General features: G+C 60.2%; 18 protein-coding genes. 8 read left to right on the top strand and 10 right to left on the bottom strand.

Annotated features, from left to right (window positions below):
- Positions 1-50 precede the first annotated feature (50 nt).
- Genes tdh through BLT09_RS34545 form a run of 3 tightly spaced genes read right to left on the bottom strand, consistent with a single transcriptional unit; the run spans position 51 to position 2,495 of the window.
- Positions 51-1,085 (bottom strand): L-threonine 3-dehydrogenase, encoded by a 1,035-nt coding sequence (gene tdh / locus BLT09_RS32825; RefSeq protein ID WP_091600615.1) that lies wholly within the window; start codon positions 1,083-1,085, stop codon positions 51-53.
- Between the two features lie 52 nt (positions 1,086-1,137).
- Complete coding sequence (locus BLT09_RS32820) at positions 1,138-2,325, bottom strand: glycine C-acetyltransferase (RefSeq protein ID WP_091600614.1); 1,188 nt, start codon at positions 2,323-2,325, stop codon at positions 1,138-1,140.
- Positions 2,322-2,495 carry a hypothetical protein gene (locus BLT09_RS34545; protein ID WP_167366600.1) on the bottom strand — a complete coding sequence of 58 codons (174 nt, stop codon included), beginning with the start codon at positions 2,493-2,495 and terminating at the stop codon, positions 2,322-2,324. The genes BLT09_RS32820 and BLT09_RS34545 overlap by 4 nt, the downstream gene beginning before the upstream one ends.
- Positions 2,496-2,605: 110 nt before the next feature.
- Between BLT09_RS34545 and BLT09_RS32815 the strand changes: the two genes are divergently transcribed.
- The gene (locus BLT09_RS32815) at positions 2,606-4,678 is read left to right on the top strand and encodes a putative bifunctional diguanylate cyclase/phosphodiesterase (protein ID WP_091600613.1); all 2,073 of its coding nucleotides are present in this window, start codon (positions 2,606-2,608) and stop codon (positions 4,676-4,678) included.
- 114 nt (positions 4,679-4,792) lie between these two features.
- On the opposite strand, the gene BLT09_RS32810 is transcribed toward BLT09_RS32815, so the two are convergent.
- The gene (locus BLT09_RS32810; protein WP_091600612.1) at positions 4,793-5,218 is read right to left on the bottom strand and encodes a MarR family winged helix-turn-helix transcriptional regulator; all 426 of its coding nucleotides are present in this window, start codon (positions 5,216-5,218) and stop codon (positions 4,793-4,795) included.
- Positions 5,219-5,334: 116 nt separating this feature from the next.
- On the opposite strand from BLT09_RS32810, the gene BLT09_RS32805 reads away from it, so the two are divergent.
- Together BLT09_RS32805 and queF are read left to right on the top strand one after the other, a co-directional pair.
- On the top strand, positions 5,335-5,742 hold the full coding sequence (locus tag BLT09_RS32805) for a hypothetical protein (protein ID WP_091600611.1): 408 nt from the start codon (positions 5,335-5,337) through the stop codon (positions 5,740-5,742).
- A gap of 395 nt (positions 5,743-6,137) precedes the next feature.
- Positions 6,138-6,599, top strand: a complete 462-nt coding sequence (gene queF, locus BLT09_RS32800; protein ID WP_091600610.1) for a preQ(1) synthase — start codon at positions 6,138-6,140, stop codon at positions 6,597-6,599.
- Positions 6,600-6,686: 87 nt separating this feature from the next.
- Here queF and BLT09_RS32795 read toward each other — a convergent pair whose 3' ends face one another.
- The 3 genes from BLT09_RS32795 to BLT09_RS32785 form a co-directional block, all read right to left on the bottom strand.
- On the bottom strand, positions 6,687-7,193 hold the full coding sequence (locus BLT09_RS32795) for a hypothetical protein (RefSeq protein ID WP_091600609.1): 507 nt from the start codon (positions 7,191-7,193) through the stop codon (positions 6,687-6,689).
- Between the two features lie 4 nt (positions 7,194-7,197).
- Positions 7,198-7,677, bottom strand: a complete 480-nt coding sequence (locus tag BLT09_RS32790; RefSeq protein ID WP_091600608.1) for a DUF3828 domain-containing protein — start codon at positions 7,675-7,677, stop codon at positions 7,198-7,200.
- 110 nt (positions 7,678-7,787) lie between these two features.
- Positions 7,788-8,666 carry a LysR substrate-binding domain-containing protein gene (locus tag BLT09_RS32785; RefSeq protein ID WP_091600607.1) on the bottom strand — a complete coding sequence of 293 codons (879 nt, stop codon included), beginning with the start codon at positions 8,664-8,666 and terminating at the stop codon, positions 7,788-7,790.
- Between the two features lie 150 nt (positions 8,667-8,816).
- On the opposite strand from BLT09_RS32785, the gene BLT09_RS32780 reads away from it, so the two are divergent.
- Both BLT09_RS32780 and BLT09_RS32775 read left to right on the top strand, forming a co-directional pair.
- Positions 8,817-10,055, top strand: coding sequence for an aromatic ring-hydroxylating oxygenase subunit alpha (locus BLT09_RS32780; RefSeq protein ID WP_091600616.1), 1,239 nt, complete (start codon positions 8,817-8,819; stop codon positions 10,053-10,055).
- Between the two features lie 4 nt (positions 10,056-10,059).
- Positions 10,060-11,127 carry an FAD-binding oxidoreductase gene (locus BLT09_RS32775; RefSeq protein ID WP_091600606.1) on the top strand — a complete coding sequence of 356 codons (1,068 nt, stop codon included), beginning with the start codon at positions 10,060-10,062 and terminating at the stop codon, positions 11,125-11,127.
- A 164-nt stretch (positions 11,128-11,291) separates the two neighbouring features.
- On the opposite strand, the gene BLT09_RS32770 is transcribed toward BLT09_RS32775, so the two are convergent.
- A complete protein-coding gene (locus BLT09_RS32770; RefSeq protein ID WP_091600605.1) occupies positions 11,292-11,894 on the bottom strand; it encodes a dimethylsulfoniopropionate lyase in 603 nt (200 codons plus the stop codon).
- A gap of 46 nt (positions 11,895-11,940) precedes the next feature.
- A complete protein-coding gene (locus tag BLT09_RS32765; protein WP_091600604.1) occupies positions 11,941-13,977 on the bottom strand; it encodes an NADH:flavin oxidoreductase in 2,037 nt (678 codons plus the stop codon).
- 147 nt (positions 13,978-14,124) lie between these two features.
- Between BLT09_RS32765 and BLT09_RS32760 the strand changes: the two genes are divergently transcribed.
- The 3 genes from BLT09_RS32760 to BLT09_RS32750 are packed head-to-tail and all read left to right on the top strand — an operon-like array spanning position 14,125 to position 17,589.
- A complete protein-coding gene (locus tag BLT09_RS32760) occupies positions 14,125-14,754 on the top strand; it encodes a TetR/AcrR family transcriptional regulator (protein WP_027153879.1) in 630 nt (209 codons plus the stop codon).
- 15 nt (positions 14,755-14,769) lie between these two features.
- Positions 14,770-15,564 carry a pyrroline-5-carboxylate reductase family protein gene (locus BLT09_RS32755; RefSeq protein WP_091600603.1) on the top strand — a complete coding sequence of 265 codons (795 nt, stop codon included), beginning with the start codon at positions 14,770-14,772 and terminating at the stop codon, positions 15,562-15,564.
- A gap of 39 nt (positions 15,565-15,603) precedes the next feature.
- Positions 15,604-17,589 carry an oxidoreductase gene (locus BLT09_RS32750; protein WP_091600602.1) on the top strand — a complete coding sequence of 662 codons (1,986 nt, stop codon included), beginning with the start codon at positions 15,604-15,606 and terminating at the stop codon, positions 17,587-17,589.
- Here BLT09_RS32750 and BLT09_RS32745 read toward each other — a convergent pair.
- Positions 17,584-18,044 (bottom strand): cobalamin-dependent protein (locus tag BLT09_RS32745; protein ID WP_091600601.1); only part of this gene is annotated, 461 nt, incomplete at its 5' end. The two genes, BLT09_RS32750 and BLT09_RS32745, sit on opposite strands and share 6 nt — an antisense overlap.

The raw sequence follows: 18,044 nt of genomic DNA, 5'->3' as shown, positions 1-18,044 counted from the left end.
AGGGGGGTGCTGTCCCTCCAACACTTCCGGAACGGCACCCGGCCAACATCTCACCAATCCATGACAACCTTGCCGGAATTGCCGCTCTTCATCGCCTCGAACCCGGTCTGGAAGTCGTCCACGCCGATGCGGTGCGTGATCAGGCCACTGACATCGAGCGGACCCTGCACCAGCGCGATCATCTTGTACCAGGTCTCGAACATCTCGCGGCCATAGATGCCCTTGAGATGCAGCATCTTGAAGATGACCTTGTTCCAGTCGATCTCGAAGCCGGTCGGCGCGATGCCCAGAATGGCGATCTTGCCGCCATTGTTCATGGCGTCGATCATGTCGCGGAAGGCGGGTGCCGCACCCGACATTTCGAGGCCGACGTCAAAACCTTCGGTCATGCCGAGCGCCGGCATGACATCGCGCAGCTTTTCCTTCGACGCGTCGACGACATGCTGGACGCCGAGTTTTTTCGCCAGCGCCAGCCGCACCGGGTTGATGTCGGTGATGACCACCTTTCGCGCGCCGACGCACTGCGCCACCAGCGCAGCCATGATGCCGATCGGCCCGGCGCCGGTGACCAGCACGTCCTCGCCGACCAGATCAAAGGACAGTGCGGTGTGAACCGCATTGCCCAGCGGATCGAAGATTGCGGCGATCTCGTCGGTCACGTCGTCGGGGATCGGCACGACGTTGTGCTGCGGGATCGCCAGATATTCACCGAAGGCGCCCGGCCGGTTGACGCCGACGCCGAGCGTGTTGCGGCACAGATGCCCCCTGCCCGCCCGGCAATTGCGGCAATGGCCGCAGACGATGTGGCCTTCGCCCGAAACACGCTGGCCGATCTTGTATTCGGTGACCGCAGCGCCGAAGTCGGCGACGGTGCCGACGAATTCGTGGCCGGTCACCATCGGCACCGGCACGGTCTTCTGCGCCCACTGGTCCCAATTGTAGATGTGGACGTCGGTACCGCAGATCGCGGTCTTCTTGATCTTGATCAGAACGTCGTTCGGGCCAATCTCCGGCACCGGCACTTCTTCCATCCAGATGCCCGGCTCGGCCTTGGCCTTGACCAGCGCCTTCATCATGTTCGACATTCTTTTTTCCCTTGAAACTCTTGACCCGGAATCACTTTTCGCTTCCGGCCGTTCAGGAAATCACACCAAGTTCGCGCCCGACCGCGCCGAACGCCTCGACCGCCCGGTCGATATCGGCGGCCGAATGGGCGGCCGACATCTGCGTCCTGATGCGGGCCTGCCCCTTGGGCACGACGGGGAAGGAAAAGCCGATGACATAGATGCCGCGCTGCAGCATGCGGGCCGCCATCTCCTGCGCCAGCGTCGCATCGCCGAGCATGACCGGAACGATCGGATGTTCGGCGCCGGCCAGCGTAAAGCCGAGCTTACCCATTTCAGACCGGAACCGCGCCGCATTGGCATAGAGGCGCTGGCGCAGCGCATCGCCATTTTGGATCAGTTCGAAAACCCGGATCGACGCACCGGCGATCGCCGGCATCAGCGTGTTGGAAAACAGATAGGGACGCGAGCGCTGGCGCAGCCAGTCGACCACCTGGCTCTTGCCCGATGTGTAGCCGCCCGACGCGCCGCCCAATGCCTTGCCGAGCGTGCCGGTGATGATGTCCACCCTGCCCTCGACGCCGCAATGCTCGGCCGAGCCGCGCCCGTTCCTGCCGACGAAGCCGACGGCATGGCTGTCGTCGACCATCACCATTGCATCGTACTTGTCGGCGAGATCGCAGACGCCCTTCAGATTGGCGATGATGCCATCCATGGAGAATACACCGTCGGTGGCGATCAGCCGAAAACGGCAATCCATTGCCTCCTTCAGCCGCGCTTCCAGATCGGCCATGTCGTTGTTGGCGTAACGGAAACGCTTCGCCTTCGACAGCCGCACGCCGTCGATGATCGAGGCATGGTTCAGCGCGTCGGAAATGACCGCATCCTCCTCGGAAAGCAGCGTCTCGAACAGGCCGCCATTAGCATCGAAGCAGGAGCCATAGAGGATCGTGTCCTCCATGCCGAGAAAGCCAGAAATCGTCGCCTCGAGCTGCTTGTGCTCTTCCTGCGTGCCGCAGATGAAACGCACCGACGCCATGCCATAACCATAGCGGTCGAGTGCCTGCTTGGCCGCATCGCGCAAGTCGGCGCTATCTGCGAGGCCAAGATAATTGTTGGCGCAGAAATTCAGCACCCTGTCGCCGCCCACCTCGATCTTAGCCGATTGCGTCGAGGTGATCACCCGCTCGGATTTGTAGAGGCCGGCCGATTTCAGCCCTTGAAGCTCGCTGTCGATATGGGAGAGGAATGCCGCGCTCATGATCTGGCCCTGTTGAGATTGAATGGACTGTCGCCCCGCGCGGGCGAAAAATCCACCGCAAAAGCGAGGGCTTCGGTGACCCGACGGTCAGTGGCCAGAATGCCGCCCCAGAATGCCGCCAATGGCAGATGTTCAAATGCAGCTGCGGCGCGAAAGAAGGCGATAACCATTTTGCGAGCTTTCAACCGCTGCTGCTGTGTCGACTTCCCGAGCTGTTAACCTTTCAAGCCAATGGTTCTCATACCCAACAATCTGTCGGCGAGAGGGACCGCCCCAGAAAATGTCGCAGCAACCGATGCAAACCATTTCGGGCAAGCTCATACTGCTGATCAAGGCAGGCTATTGGCTGGCGCTGCTGATCATTGCAGCCATGGTGATGGCCTCCTTCATCCTTCTCCAGCAGATGATGGCTGGCCATCGGCACGACGACACGCTGCTCGATATTGTCGGCATGCAAAAGGTGCTGTCGCAACGCATTGTCTTCCTTGCCAACGCGGCAGGAGCAGCTACGCCCAACCAACAACCGGCTCTGGTCACCGCATTCAAACAGGCCACGGCCGACTTCGAGAGGAACTACGACCTTCTGCTCGAGCGTGTGGTCGCCGACCCGGCGTCACCGGCAAGGGTCGATCCAAAATCAGTCGAGAACGTCCTTTTCGCCAAGCCGTTTCATCTCGATTACTTCTCGGTCGGGCTTATCGCCAACGGCGAACGCCTGGTTTCGGCGTTTGAATCGCAACTCGGCATGGCCGACAATGGCGGCTACAAGGGTGGCGGCGAACGCGTCAACCTCGACGCTTCCGTCGCCAATGCGGCCCTGTCGGGCTATGCGGCACTCGGCCAGCGCATCAGCGCCCAAGCCGACGCGCGATCGGAGGGCCTTCTCGCTCTCCATCGAACGCTGTTCTACTCCACCCTCGGCGTCATCGTGCTGGTGGCACTTTTCATCTTCAGGCCGATGTCGAACACCATCCTGCGCAAGACGCGTGAACTGATCGATACCCGCAATTCCATGGCCTTCATCGCCGTGCATGACGGCCTTACCGGCCTGCACAACCGCACCTTCCTGACCGACCATTTCGATACGCTGATCAAGGGCGCGCAGCGCCGGCGGGAGCGGCTTGCGGCGGTCCACCTCGACCTCGACCGGTTCAAGCAGATCAACGACACGCTTGGCCACGCCGCCGGCGACTATGTGCTGGTGGTGACGGCGCAGCGCATGCGTGATTCCTGCCGGGCGTCGGACCTCTGCGTGCGTCTCGGCAGCGACGAATTCGTGATGATCCTCAACGGTGCCGGCGGCACCGAGGACATCAACACGGTCGCCGGGCGCGTCCTGTCGCAGATCAACGAACCGATCGTCTATCGCGGCGCGACCATCCTTCCGGGCGCCAGCGCCGGCGTCGCCGTCTATCCGGTCGACGCCGACAATGCGCAAGATCTGCTCGTCCACGCCGACCTCGCGCTCCACGCCGCCAAGAAGCAGGGTGGCGGCAGTCTCTCATTCTTCTCCGAGGCGTTGCGGCATGAACTCGACTACCGCAAGCGGCTCGAGCATGACATCAGGATCGCCATCGCGGAGAAGACGTTCCAGGTCTATTTCCAGCCACAGGTTTCGTTGTCGAACGGCACGATCGGCGGCATCGAGGCGCTGGTTCGCTGGAGACATGCCGAGCGCGGCATGATCGCACCGGGCGAGTTCATTCCCATCGCCGAGAAATGCGGACTCATGCCTGCGATCGGCCGCATCGTCATCGCCAAGGCAATCGGCGAGGCGGCGGAGTGGAACCGTGCCGGCATTTCCTTCGGACGGCTCGCCGTCAACGTCTCCGGCTCCGAATTGCGTGAGGCCAATTTCGACGCGTTCCTCTTCGGTGCGCTGGAAAAGGCTGGGCTGCCGCCACAAAAACTGTCGCTCGAGATCGTCGAATCCGTCATTCTCGACGACGAGAAGACCGGCATCGCGGCAAAGCTGCGGCACATCCGCGCCGCCGGCGTCCATCTTGAACTCGATGATTTCGGCACCGGCTACGCGTCGCTCAGCCACGTCAACCCGAACGAGATCGACAGGCTGAAGATCGATCGCCGCTTCGTCCAGAACATCAATGAGAACGGCGACAACACCAAGATCGTGCGTGCCATCACCGAACTCGCCCGCGGCCTTGGCATCTCGATCGTCGCCGAGGGCGCCGAAACCGAGGCTGAGCTCGATTCGCTGATGGCGATCGGCTGCGACCAGGTGCAGGGCTACTCGATCGCCTTCCCGATGCCGCAGGACCAGGTACGCGAATGGCTGGTCGCGCGGGCGCCGAAGAGAGCCAGGCTGACGGTGCTGCAGGGAAGGCTGGCGTAAGGCGCCAACCTGACACGCCGCTTCGGAAATGGCGGCCTGATGGGGTTAAGGCCGGTCTGTAGCCGGCTGCCGCTACATCTTGGGCTCGCTGAACAATGCGTTCGGCAGTTGGGATCAATCGACATTCGCCCGGAGCGTCGCCAAGACTTCCGCGAACTCCGCCAGCCTGTCGTCGGACAACCCGGTCCGCAGCCGCTTGTCGAAGGCAAGGGCTGCCGTGCGCAATTTCAGGAACAGCGCCTCTCCCGCTTCGGTCAGTTCAACCTGATGGACGCGGCGGTTTTCCGGATCGCGGCGCCGGGTCAGCAAACCTTGCGTCTCCATCGCGTTCAGATGGTGGGTCAGCGTCGCGCCTTGGATTCCGATCATGCCGGCGAGTTCACGCTGGTTGGCCAGCTCGCGCGACTTGATCGACAACAGGGTGACCCAGACCGGCAGTGTGCCGCCCGCCTCGACCAACGTGGCGTCGAAGGCCTGTGCGACAAGCTTTGCGGTGCGGGCGAGATTCATCCCGACTGGCGGGCGGTCAAAAAGCGTCATGATCCGACACTAGAGTAAGGGAAAGGCCGATGGAACTGGCCCTTTGACTTTACATTGACATCTAATCATTTGATATCTAACTTTATGGTTGGCGGTAGGAAAGGAGGAACGCGGTCATGCAGTATGTCTACATCATCGTCCTCGGCCTTCACGTATTGGCCGGTGTGTTCTGGGCTGGAACGACCATCGCTGTCGCCCGCGATCCGGAGATTCGGATCGAACGGTTTTTCCGGCCGCAAATGAACGCGGCCGGCATGGTTTTCCTGACCGGCGCCCTGCTCTGGTATTTCTTCCACAGCGGCTCTTTCGGTTCGATGGAAATGGTTCTGGCCCTGGGTATCGCGACGGCCTTGATTGCCGCCGGTGTTCAGGGAGCGCTGGTCGGCTCTGCCAGCAGGCGGCTTGCCGGCACTGACTCGGCGACGGAAACCCAGTTGCGCGCGAAAATGACAAGGGGCGAACGCATCGCCGGCGGGCTGCTGGTCATCACCGTGCTCTGCATGGCCACCGCCAGAATGTTTTGAGCGGCCAGCCGCAATCGCGGTTCAAGAGATCGTGCGGTGTCTGGCTGCAAGCCGGCGGCGTGCGCAACGCGCAGATCGGACCGACGTGCCTGGTGGCTCTCCGTGCGGAGGTTCGGCTGCGCCACCAAATCAAATTCGAAGTGATCTTCAGATCCATACCGTCTTCGGAAATAGGCCGGCTCGTGGCTGGTCGACATGACCCGGTTCTTCAGCGTCAAATGTTTGAGCTGATAGGGCTGGAGAAGCGAATCGCTGGTGGTCATCGTCTTCCCGTTTCAAAGTGTGCTAATGAGCGGCAAATTTTTTGTTTTTGCGCATGTCGTACCCAAATCCGCGCACCCTCGGGTCGGGCCCGTGGGCAGGCTTTTGGGCGACATGCAGTAAGGAACCCGCCGATGACCGATACGAAAAACCTTACCCAGCTCGGCTCCAACGTCGAGGCGCCACAGAACCCTGAAGCAGCAGTCCTGGAGACCGTCCCGTTTTCGCGCGGCGACGGGCCGCCAGCCATCGTTCGCTTCACCTGCCCGGAATTCACTTCGCTCTGCCCGGTCACCGGCCAGCCGGACTTCGCCCACATCGTCATCGACTATGCACCCGACATGCTGCTGGTGGAATCGAAGTCGCTGAAGCTGTTCATGACCTCGTTTCGCAACCATGGCGCCTTCCATGAAGAGTGCACCGTCATGATCGGCCGCCGCATCATCGCCGCGACCAAACCACTGTGGTTGCGCATTGGCGGCTATTGGTATCCGCGCGGCGGCATTCCGATCGACGTGTTCTGGCAGACCGGCGCGCCGCCGGAAGGCGCATGGCTGCCCGACACCGGTGTTGCGCCCTATCGCGGACGCGGCTGAATTCTGCTGCGAGATGTCCGGCGGGACAGCAGGATCGCCAACTCTGGTTTTCAATCGCCATCAGGCGATCAACTCATCGGTCAGTTCTCACTCACACTGATATTGGCTGAGCGCCCATTCGCCGGTCACCGACAGAAGGTCCGATATCTTCCAGTCGCCGTCGACCTTTTTGAACTTCCATTCCAGCCGGTGCGGATTGCCGGCAACGATAAAGGCGACGACGACCTTGGCCTCATCGCCTTTGACCGCTTCAACTGTCTTCAGGCTGTTGTCGATCTCGGCCCTGTCGTACGCCGCATTGTCGAGCGCCATGTTGGGATCGAGGCATTCGCCCTGCCCCGATTTCCGCAGCGCATCGCTTTTGTCGAGCACCGACTTCGCGGGATCGACGAAATGGCTGCGCTGAGCCGGATCGAGCTCGAGCCCGACATGCTCGTAAAACGGTTTCACCACCGCCGTCGGCGAACCCGGCCGCAGCGGAGTTGCCCGTGCATCTTCTGCTGAGAGCGGCGCGCCGAATAGGCCCTGGCCGGCAGTGCTGCACAAGCCCGCGGCCAGCAGGCACACAGTCGCCAGGGCCAGGACGCGGGCCATGGCATCACTCCGGAGTCTGGCCAGCCAGGCATTCGAGCGCACTCAGCGTCCAGCCGCTGGTCTTCGAGGTGATGTCGGCCACCTTCCACTGGCCGTCGACCTTCTTCAGCGACCAGACCATTTCGCGTTTGGATTCATCGCCTTCCGGGAAAAGGTTGAAGGTCACTGTCACGTTGGCGCTGTCGCCATCCACTGCTTCGGACAGCTTCAACGTCTTGGCGACTGTCTTCTCGTCAAAGTCCTGCGCGCCGAGACTGGGGGCGAAGTCGATGCAAGGCACCTCGTCCGGCTTGTTCTTCTGCGCCTGGTCGTTGAGGTCGAACAGCTTTGTCACCGGCTCGGTGAAACGGTCGCGGTATTTCGCGTCGGCCTCGAACTTGACCTCGGGCATGTAGAAGAACTTCACCGCATTGGAGGCCGGCCCCGCCAGGGCGGCCGCAGGCGCCGCGATCGAGAGAGCGGCGGCAAGCACAATCAGTCTCATCCGATAATCTCCAGGCTTTCGTGGTGGGTACCCGTTCAATACCACGAATCCATAGCGAGCGCGGTGACGTGAGGCCGCCCGAAGAAGTCAGCGAGCAAGAGAGCAGCTGCTCAAGAGCTTTTGGCGAGCCAGCTCGCAAAAAGCCGCGCTTTCGAACCTGCCCTGGGATGGATTTTCAGATAAAATGCCCTGGGTGAGGGAATGTTGTCGGGTACAAGTGTGACCAGCCGGCCCTGTTCCATCAGGCTTTTGACCAATCCATCCCACCCCAAGACCGCCCCGATATCATCCTGAGCGGCCTGGAGGGCAATCATGTAGTTGTTCACGGAAAACCTGCGGCCTTTTGGGATGGTGTGTCCAAGCGCTTGAAACCACTCCGGCCAGTTCGTCCAGTCGGTTTCCTCGTTGTTCATATGAATCAAAGGCGCCTTGAGCAGATCCTCAACTCGGCCAATGCCGTGCTCGGCGGCGAATTTTGGAGTTCCAAGCGCGACAATGCGATCTTGAAAAAGTTTGTGACACTCCTCGGGACTTTCCTGCGCATCTCCGTAATGAATACTTAGATCACAGCGGATCGCTGTTGCGGGCACGTCGCTGACGATCTGCGAGACAGTGATGGTGGGATGGCTCTTCCAGAAGGCTGAAATCTTCGGTGTAAGCCATAGCGAGCTGACGGCCGTCGTTGTCCGGATGGTCACGTCGGCGGTTTCCGGGCGATCGCGCATGTGAGTGACGGCGTCGGAAATCGTCTCAAGCCCGCGCTGCACGGCAACGAACAGGAACGCCCCTTTCTCAGTCAATTCGACGCCGCGGCTCAAGCGCAGGAACAGGTTGCATCCCAAGTCACCCTCAAGCGCCTTGATCTGGTGGCTGATCGCCGCGGGCGTCACATTCAATTCCTGGGCGGCGTTTTTGAAACTCGCATTTCGGGCGGCTGCCTCGAAGCAGATGAGAGCCGTCACCGAGGAGAGATCGTACGGTCTTGGCATCAACGCTTCTTCGGATCCGCTTTTTGGATGGCTCGCTGAGTGCAACAGATTAGCTGAACTAAATCGTTCTGAAAATTAGTGCTATTGCGCAAAAGGCGTTCAGGCAAGAAAATTTCATCTCAAATGTGCACGCCATCTATGGAATTCCGCATGAACGCCCCCTCGCCCTCGATCCAAGAGTTGCTAGCGCGCCGCGTCTCGGGCTATGCCCTTGAGCAGCCCTTTTACACTTCGCCGACGATTTACCAGTTCGATCTCGAGCACATCTTCTACCAGGAATGGCTCTACGCGGCCCCGGCATGCCAGCTTGCGAAAGCTGGTAGCTACGTGACGATGCGCGTGGGTGCCTATGAGGTGGTCATCGTGCGCGCCCGCGATGGTGAAATCCGCGCCTTCCACAATTCCTGCCGCCATCGCGGCTCGATGATTTGCAAGGCGCGCGAAGGCCAAGTGGCCAAACTCGTCTGCCCCTATCACCAGTGGACCTATGAGCTTGACGGCAAGCTCATCTGGGCAAATGACATGGGGCCCGACTTCGACATGTCCAAACACGGGCTGAAGCCGGTTCATCTGCGCAATCTTGCCGGCCTGGTCTACGTCTGTCTGTCCGCTACGCCCCCCGACTTCGAACCGTTTGCCGATCTGGCCCTTCCCTACCTAGAGGTCCATGACCTCAACAATGCGAAGGTCGCGCATACGTCGACTATCATCGAGAAGGCCAACTGGAAGCTTGTGTGGGAAAACAACCGCGAATGCTACCACTGCAGCAGCAACCACCCGTCGCTCTGCCGTTCCTTCTCGCTCGACCCGGAAGTGGCGGGAGTCTCTGCTGACGGGTCGGTCTCGGCGACCCTCAAGGCGCATTTTGACCGTTGCGAAGCCTCAGGCGCGCCGGCGCAGTTCCGCCTTGGCGGCAGCGGCCAATTTCGCCTGGCGCGGATGCCGCTGCAGCAAAAGGCGGTGAGCTACACGCTCGACGGCAAGGCTGCCGTTCACAAGAGTCTTGGCCGGGTGGCTCTGCCCGAAGCAGGCTCGCTGTTGATGTTCCATTATCCAACGACCTGGAGCCACTTCCTGCCGGATCACTCCTTGACCTTCCGAGTCACGCCAATCAGCGCCACGGAAACCGAGGTCACCACCACCTGGCTGGTGAACAAAGATGCCGTCGAAGGGCTCGACTACGACCTCAAGGGCCTGACCGAGGTCTGGATTTCTACCAATGATGAAGACCGTGAGATCGTCGAAACCAACCAGCAAGGGATCTTCTCTCCTGCCTATGTTCCCGGACCATATTCGCCGGTTCAGGAAAGCGGTGTGACCCAATTCGTCGATTGGTATGCGAACTGGCTTGAGCGCTCTCAGGCCTCGATGCAATTGGCCGCGGAGTGAACCAATGAACGTGGTGGCAAAACCCAGGCTGGTTTTCTGGACCGACGCGGAAGAACTCGAATGTGCCTCCTTTCTTCCGGAGGCGCCGAACGTCCTGACCTTTTGTTTCCGGTCGCCGTCCGGATCGCTGTTCAATTTTGATCCAGGGCAGTTCCTCACTTTGGAACTGCCCACTCCCGGCGGTCCGATCTACCGGACCTACACGATATCCTCATCTCCGTCGCGGCCGACCTCGCTGACCATTACCGTAAAGGCGCAGGCCGACTCTGTCGGAACGCAGTGGATGTTTGACAGCCTCCGTCCGGGAATGCGCCTGCGGGCAATAGGTCCGGGGGGCACCTTCTCGATGGCGCATCAGCCAGCCGAAAAGTATCTTTTCATCTCAGCCGGCTCGGGCATCACACCTATGATGTCCATGACCACCCATCTGTATGATTCCGGGGTTGATCCGGACATCGTCTTTGTCCACTGCGCGCGCCGCCCTTCTGAGATCATCTTCCGCGAACGGCTGGAGCATATGGCGTCGCGCGTAACTGGCATCGACCTGAAATGGGTGGTTGAACAGACCGATCCATACAGGCCGTGGACCGGTTACAGAGGCATGTTCAACCAGTTGATGCTCGGACTGATGGCGCAGGATTATCTTGATCGCGAGGTGTTCTGCTGCGGGCCCGAGCCCTTCATGCAAGCCGTGCGCGAGGCGCTGGCCGGTCTCGGTTTCGACATGGCGCATTATCATCAGGAAAGCTTCCGCGCGCCGCTTCCTGAGGCCGAGAAGGTCCCGGATGACTTCGTTCCGACCGAGAACAACGAGGCCGAAATCGAATTTGTCCTATCCGGCGTCTCGGCGAAATGCGTCGAGACGGATACGATCCTTGCTGCGGCACGGGCTGCCGGTCTGGTGATCCGATCTGGTTGCAGTATGGGGATATGCGGGACCTGCAAGGTTCGCAAAACCGAAGGCGATGTTCATATGGTCCACAATGGCGGCATCACCGACGAAGAGATTGCCGACGGCTATTTCCTTGCTTGCTGTTCCAATCCGGTTGGCCGTGTGAAAGTCGAGATATAGCAACCATTTCGCGATCTTTGATCAAGGCGCTTCTTCGAAATCGGCAGCGCCTTGACGGTCCGCGGCCAACCGACGTCGATGATGAAGCTATTGATGAGTCACGCGCTTCACCCGCAAGGCGGTCTTGGCTCTTCCCTCGTCCGGTAGCCGGGTTTCGGGCAAGTTCAGTGATGCGTCTGATCCACCAACAGCGCCCAGAAAGCGAACAGCGGCCGATCCAGCGATCTCATTGCGTGTTTGATGCCTGGCGGATTGTAGAATGATCCACCGATGCCGGGCGAAAACCAATCCTTGTCACCATGCTTGAATTCGCCATGCGAAAGCACGAGGTAGGTTTCTTCCGGCGGATGATCGTGGTCGGGATACCGGACGTGAGGAGCCATCAAGGTGACGCCGAGCCACAGATCGTTTCTGTCCTCGAGGCCGCCCGGGCCAAGGATCATCGCGTTGGCGTGACCGTCGCGGAAATTGCTGCTGGCAGACGGGGCGGGATTTGATTTCAGCCGCCATTCGAGCAGCGGCTCGATCGCCTTGAAGCGCTCAATCAAGTTGCGGAGCGTAGACGGGATCGCCTCTTCCGCCAACGCCGGGCCGAGATAGGAACAGACCGGCAAACGGCTCCCGGCCCTGATCTTTTCAGGCCCGGGAACCTCCGATTGGGCGAAGAGCTGGATGATCGATCTGCGCGATCGCAGGTCGTGTGAGAACTGGTCAAAGGCCACGAACGCTGTGTCTACAAAATATTGCAGGGCCCCACTTCTGTTCATCTTTCAGCCCTTGTTGTGAGCGGACGCTATGGTCCGTTGCCGGATGTTAGATATCTTTCGCCAGTCGCAGTGCATCGTAGATCGCGGCGTGGGTGTTGCGAGCTGAAACGGCGTCGCCGATACGAAAGAGTTGGAATTGGCCCTGCGCATTCCGCACCACCGACTGCGGCTGCCCGGCGATGAGCTCATCTTGCGAAATCTCTCCGTGATTGGTCGATTTCGGTTTCAGTTCGAAATAGATGTCGTCCAGCGGAATGGTGCCGTGATTGACGACAACCTGATCCACGACGCGCTGTTTGGATATGCCGCCGTAGTCACTGCCGACATTTGCAATGAGCTGACTGCCATTCTTTTCAACTGACTCGAGCCGATAGGTAACGGTGAAGGTCACATCGAGTTTTTGAAGAGACCTCATGTAGGGCACGAGGTTCATAGCCATGACCTCGGGTGAGAATGACCGGTCCGGTGTCATGATTTCAACCTTCGCTCCGGCGCCGGCGAGGAATTCCGCGGCCTGGAGTGCCGCGTGGTCACCCGCGTCGTCGAAGATGAGGACATTGGTTCCCGGCTTTGCGTCTCCGGAGATGATGTCCCAAGACGACACCACGAACTCGTTGCCCTTGGAAAGGACGTCGGTGTGCGCCACCCCGCCCGTTGCGACGATGACAACGTCCGGATTTTCCGCCTCGATAGTTTCGGCTTCCGCCCAGGCATTGAACCTGATGGTCACTCCATGTTTTTCGCACTGGGCCATGCGCCAATCGATGATGCTCATCATCTCCTTGCGGCGCGGGCTCAGGGCTGTCAGCCGGATCTGCCCGCCAGGGTCGCTGGCGGCCTCGAAGACCACGACCTCGTGTCCCCGCTCACCCGCGACACGGGCGGCCTCGAGGCCAGCCGGACCTGCACCGACGATAACAACTTTCTTGCGGCTGTCGGCCTTGGCGACAATATGCGGCATGGTCAGTTCGCGGCCGGTCGCGGCGTTGTGAATGCAGTATGCCGCCCCGCCCTGATAAATACGGTCAAGGCAATAGTTTGCGCCCACGCATGGCCTGATTTCGTCTTCGCGCTTTTCGATGATCTTGCGCACGATGTGAGGGTCGGTCATGTGCGCGCGCGTCATGCCGATCATATCCACCTTACCCGATTCAATCGCGTGGCGCGCTGTCGCCACGTCCGGTATTTTCGCTGCATGGAAGGTTGGGAAGTTGGTTGCCGCACGAATCTCGCCGGCAAAATCAAGATGCGGCGCATTCGCCATACCCTGAATCGGAATGACGTCCGTCAGGCCCGCATCGGTGTCGATGTGGCCGCGGATCACGTTGAGGTAATCGATCAGTCCGCTTTCCTTGAGACGCTTCGAGATCTCCATGCCCTCGGACTTGCCAGTGCCACCGGGGAGACGTTCATCCGCAGTATATCGCACGCCCAGGATGAAGTCCTCGCCGACCCGTGACCGGATCGCCTTCAAGACATCCATGCAGAAGCGCATGCGGTTATCAAGCGAACCGCCATAAGGGCCGTCAAGTTCGTTCGTGAGAGGAGACGTGAACTGGTCGAGCAGGTGGCCGTAAGCCTCCAACTCGACGCCATCCATCCCGCCCGCCTTCATCCGCTCAGCGGCGTCCGCAAAGTCCTTGATGATGCGCTCGATATCCCAGTCTTCAATCTTCTTGGGAAACGCGCGGTGGGAGGCTTCACGATGATGGGACGGCGCCAGAACGGGAAGCCAGTCACCTTTGTCCCAGCGTGTACGCCGTCCAAGATGGGTTAGCTGGATCATGATGGCGGCGCCCTCTTCGTGCACCGCATCTGTCATCTGCCTGATCCACGGCACGATCTCGTCCTTGTAGGCGAGCAGGTTGTTGAAAACCGGGGGGCTGTCCTTCGAGACCGCAGCGGACCCGGCTGTCATCGTCATCGCCACCCCGCCCTTTGCCCTTTCAGCCGTGTAGGCAAGATAGCGCTCCTTCGGCATCCCGTCCTCCGGATAAGCCGGCTCGTGGGACGTCACGATGATGCGATTGCGCAGGGTCAAATGCTTGAGTTTGTACGGCTGCAGAAGGGGATCGCTCGACATCTGACGGACTCCGGGCTGGGATGGCAAGTGCGAACGCTATCGAAAATGTACATGCATGTCAAGTTTCGCTTCTGATAAGTCGATAGAGTCGACATAGGTGTACATTTTGCTGGTTTTCACTTTGATATTTTGTTAGGCTGATCGCTCATGGAGCAAATTTCGAACGATAGCGGATGGCGCGGATCGCCGGAGGGGTGGCTTGAAGCCGCCTACGACCTGCTTCTTGAATCCGGCGTCGACACGGTGAGAATATCGCCACTGGCCAAGAAATTGGGCCTGTCGCGCACCAGCTTCTATTGGTTCTTCAAGGATAGAGAAGAACTGTTGGCTGCCCTCGTGACCCGTTGGCGGGACAAGAACACCGGCAACCTCGTCAAGCAGGCTGAGGCATATGCCGAGACGGTCGCCGAAGCGATGCTGAACGTTTTCGACTGCTGGCTCGACAAATCCTTGTTCGATTCCCAGTTCGAGTTCGCAGTCAGAAGCTGGGCGCTTCAATCCCCTGACATTCTGGCGGAGGTGCAGAAAGCCGACCAGACGCGTCTCGATGCATTGAGCCAGATGTTTGTCCGCTTTGGTTACGACGAAGGCTCAGCCGATGTTCGAGCGCGCACCATCTACCTCGTGCAGATCGGCTACATCTCAATGCAGACCAGCGAAGATCTCGCGGACCGCATGAAGCGCATTCCTGGGTACGTGGAGATTTTTACAGGTAAGGCCCCGCGGAAGCGCGAACTCGACCGGTTCTTCGCCAGACACGGCCATTCGGCGGGCTAAGGAAGCGTTTCGACAATGGGTGAACCCCTGAGCATCGGAATAATCGGCGGAGGTGGCTGGCTTGGACGCGCTATCGCCGAGGCCATTATTGATGCGCAAATAGTCGCCGCAGAGCACCTCACGCTCTCTCATAGAACTGGGCAACCCGACTTTCTGCCAAACGCTACATGGACCAGGGACAACCAGGAACTGGTGGATCGATCTGATGTCATCATCGTCTCGGTCCGGCCCCAGGATTGGCCTGCCATCGACATTACTGCGTCCGGCAAGCTCGCCATGTCGGTTATGGCCGGGATCACTCTCGACCAACTGGCGGGACGTCTTAAAACCGACCGCGTCATCCGCACGCTTCCGAATGCAGCGGCAGAGGTGCGGAATTCCTATACTCCCTGGATAAGCTCTCAGGGCGTCACCGCCGATGACCGCAATGTCGTTCGCCGGATTCTGGAGGCCTGTGGCGCGGCCGATGAAGTCAAAAGCGAAGCAGATATCGATTATCTGACGGGCCTGACTGGATCCGGTCCAGCCTTTCCGGCGCTCTTGGCGGCAGCGATGATGGACGATGCCGTCAGCCGAGGAATGGATCCAGATATTGCCCGGCGGAGCGTCAGCGCGGTGCTTGTTGGAACCGGAAAACTCCTCGAGGCTCGTCCAGACAATCCCCAAGATATCGTCCAGACCTTCCTCGACTACCGCGGCACCACCGCGGCAGCGATCGAGGCCATGCGCGCAGCCGGGTTTGAATCTGCCGTGGCAGACGGCCTTGCCGCGGCGCTCCAGAAATCCGTGACTATGGGACAAGCCACCTGACTGCCGCCCGAGGCCTTCCTCCGACCGCTGGTGTGAACTATGTCAAAACTCTTTCCGCGTCTGTTTTCACCTGCAAAGCTGGGCAGTCGCACGCTCCGAAACCGGATCGTGTTCGGGGCTCATACCGCCAACATGGCCGAAAATGGCGTGCCGACCGAACGACACGTTGCCTACTATGCCGAGCGAGCGCTCGGTGGGGCCGGCATGATTGTTGTCGAACCCATGCCCGTCCATCGGGCCGCCGTATTGACACGCGGCAATTTTCGACCTGACGACGACAGCGTCATTCCTCATTTCCAGCAGGTCACACGCGCAATCAAGGACCATGGGGCGATCGCCATCCAGCAGCTCTATCACGTCGGAGCGCACGGGGATTCGGACAACTCATTTCATGCGCATTGGTCGCCCTCGGGCCTTCCGAGCTATCATGACAGCGACGGTTCCCACGCCATGTCCGAGGGTGAGATTTGGGAAACCATCGACAGCTTCGTTCAGGCGGCGCGCCGCTGCCAGGAAGCCGGTTTCGACGGCGTCGAAGTCTGGGCTGCGTATCTCGGACTGGTCGATCAGTTCTGGACGCCCTGGACAAACCGACGCGAGGACCAATGGGGAGGGTCGCTCGACAACCGCACGCGGATCTCGCGCGAAATCCTAACCCGCATCCGCGAAACATGCGGCCTCGATTTCATCATTGGACTCTCGGTCAGCGACGAACCCGACTACACAGTCGCGCTCAGTCGCCAGGAACTGGCGGAGATCATTCGGCTGCACGATGAGCAGGGGCTGATCGATTACGTGACCTGCGGCACCGGCAGCTACCTCGATTTCTACAAGATAATGCCGACGTTTCTCTATCCGGAGAAGCTTGGCACCGATCTCGCGACGACCCTCAAGGCCGCGGTCAAGACGGCCCTCGTGGTCGCCGAAAGCCACATCAGGACGCCTGAAAACGCCGAAACCGTGCTCGGCGAGAAAGCTGCAGACCTGGTGTCGATCGTCCGGGGCCTGATCGCCGATCCGCATCTGGCACGCAAGGCCGCGGCAGACCGGCCCGAGGATGTGCGCGGATGCATATCCTGCAACCAGATGTGCTGGGGCCGTCGTTCGCGCGACTACTGGATCAGCTGCCTTATCAATCCCTCTGCGGGGCGCGAGTTTGAATGGGGTGGTGACCGGTTCACGTCCGCTGCCATCAAGAAACGGGTGCTTGTCGTCGGCGGCGGTCCCGCCGGCCTCGAGACGGCCCGGGTTGCCGCCGAGCGAGGGCACGACGTGGTGCTGGCTGAAGCCTCCAGTAGGCTGGGTGGGAACTTTCTGCTCGCCGGCCTTCAGCCGCGCCGCGGGCAAATCCTCGACCTTCTCGGGTGGTATGAACGCCAGCTCAGCAAACTGAATGTCGACGTACGACTGAACACCTACGTCGAGGCCTCGGAAATCGCCTCTTTCCAAGCTGACACCGTCATCCTGGCCACGGGGTCGGTGTCTCCCGAAACCGGCTTTCAGAAGGCTTTGCCGGCAGTGCCGAGCCTGCCCGGCATCGAAAGGGGCAATGTCTTCTCGATCGAATCCGTCATGGCCCGCGTTGTGCGGCCGGGTAAGCACGTGCTTTTGCTCGACGAGGGCGGAGGCTGGCGCGGTTGTGGCACGGCCTGGAAACTTGCCGAGGATGGCCATCAAGTGACCATTCTCACGCCCGATCCGTTGGTCGGCAAGGAACTGCAGCGGACGGCTGCCGATTTCCCGCTGCGACGGACATTGCGCCAGCTTGGCGTCACATGGTTGTTGGATGTCAGCGTGCTGGAATGGCACGGGGACGGCGTGACCATCGTTGACCACAACACGCGTGAACAAAGCTTCGTGCCTGGCGATTGCCTTGTACTTGCAACCACCAATGTGGCGGCGAATTGGCTGGCGAAAGAGCTGGAAAAGACTCCCCGGCCGTTCATAGAGGTCGGCGATGCTGTTGCTCCGCGCCAGGCGCCCTACGCCTTCCACGAAGGACGGAAAGTTGCCTTGCGGCTATGATACGCGGACGTTGTGCTTGCGCTTCATAAAATCCTTGGCGGTTTCGACTGCCACGGCTGCGTCGCGGCAATAGGCGTCGGCGCCGACGGCCTTGCCGAATTCCTCGTTGAGCGGGGCACCGCCGACCAGCACGACGTAGTCGTCGCGGATGCCCTTTTCCTTCATCGTGTCGATGACGACCTTCATGTAGGGCATGGTCGTCGTCAGCAGCGCCGACATGCCGATGATGTCAGGCTGGTGCTGTTCGATGGCGTCGAGATATTTTTCCACCGCATTGTTGATGCCGAGGTCGATGACGTCGAAGCCGGCGCCCTCCATCATCATGCCGACAAGGTTCTTGCCGATGTCGTGGATGTCGCCCTTGACGGTGCCGATCACCATCTTGCCCTGCTTCGGCGCGCCGGTGGCGACAAGCAGCGGACGCAGGATGAACATGCCCGCCTTCATCGCGTTGG

Source organism: Mesorhizobium muleiense, from assembly GCF_900099905.1.
GTDB lineage: Bacteria > Pseudomonadota > Alphaproteobacteria > Rhizobiales > Rhizobiaceae > Mesorhizobium > Mesorhizobium muleiense.
The sequence above is the reverse complement of the archived record's forward strand: the minus strand, read 5'-3'. Positions and strand labels throughout refer to the sequence as shown.

Coding starts and splice junctions, on each gene's coding strand:
- BLT09_RS32760 (WP_027153879.1), top strand. CDS start 14,125: ATGGAGCAAATTTCGAACGATAGCGGATGGCGCGGATCGCCGGAGGGG.
- BLT09_RS32770 (WP_091600605.1), bottom strand. CDS start 11,894: ATGAACAGAAGTGGGGCCCTGCAATATTTTGTAGACACAGCGTTCGTG.
- BLT09_RS32765 (WP_091600604.1), bottom strand. CDS start 13,977: ATGTCGAGCGATCCCCTTCTGCAGCCGTACAAACTCAAGCATTTGACC.
- BLT09_RS32815 (WP_091600613.1), top strand. CDS start 2,606: ATGTCGCAGCAACCGATGCAAACCATTTCGGGCAAGCTCATACTGCTG.
- BLT09_RS32775 (WP_091600606.1), top strand. CDS start 10,060: ATGAACGTGGTGGCAAAACCCAGGCTGGTTTTCTGGACCGACGCGGAA.
- BLT09_RS32750 (WP_091600602.1), top strand. CDS start 15,604: ATGTCAAAACTCTTTCCGCGTCTGTTTTCACCTGCAAAGCTGGGCAGT.
- BLT09_RS34545 (WP_167366600.1), bottom strand. CDS start 2,495: ATGGTTATCGCCTTCTTTCGCGCCGCAGCTGCATTTGAACATCTGCCA.
- BLT09_RS32805 (WP_091600611.1), top strand. CDS start 5,335: ATGCAGTATGTCTACATCATCGTCCTCGGCCTTCACGTATTGGCCGGT.
- BLT09_RS32810 (WP_091600612.1), bottom strand. CDS start 5,218: ATGACGCTTTTTGACCGCCCGCCAGTCGGGATGAATCTCGCCCGCACC.
- BLT09_RS32820 (WP_091600614.1), bottom strand. CDS start 2,325: ATGAGCGCGGCATTCCTCTCCCATATCGACAGCGAGCTTCAAGGGCTG.
- tdh (WP_091600615.1), bottom strand. CDS start 1,085: ATGTCGAACATGATGAAGGCGCTGGTCAAGGCCAAGGCCGAGCCGGGC.
- BLT09_RS32780 (WP_091600616.1), top strand. CDS start 8,817: ATGAACGCCCCCTCGCCCTCGATCCAAGAGTTGCTAGCGCGCCGCGTC.
- BLT09_RS32755 (WP_091600603.1), top strand. CDS start 14,770: ATGGGTGAACCCCTGAGCATCGGAATAATCGGCGGAGGTGGCTGGCTT.
- BLT09_RS32785 (WP_091600607.1), bottom strand. CDS start 8,666: ATGCCAAGACCGTACGATCTCTCCTCGGTGACGGCTCTCATCTGCTTC.
- BLT09_RS32790 (WP_091600608.1), bottom strand. CDS start 7,677: ATGAGACTGATTGTGCTTGCCGCCGCTCTCTCGATCGCGGCGCCTGCG.
- queF (WP_091600610.1), top strand. CDS start 6,138: ATGACCGATACGAAAAACCTTACCCAGCTCGGCTCCAACGTCGAGGCG.
- BLT09_RS32795 (WP_091600609.1), bottom strand. CDS start 7,193: ATGGCCCGCGTCCTGGCCCTGGCGACTGTGTGCCTGCTGGCCGCGGGC.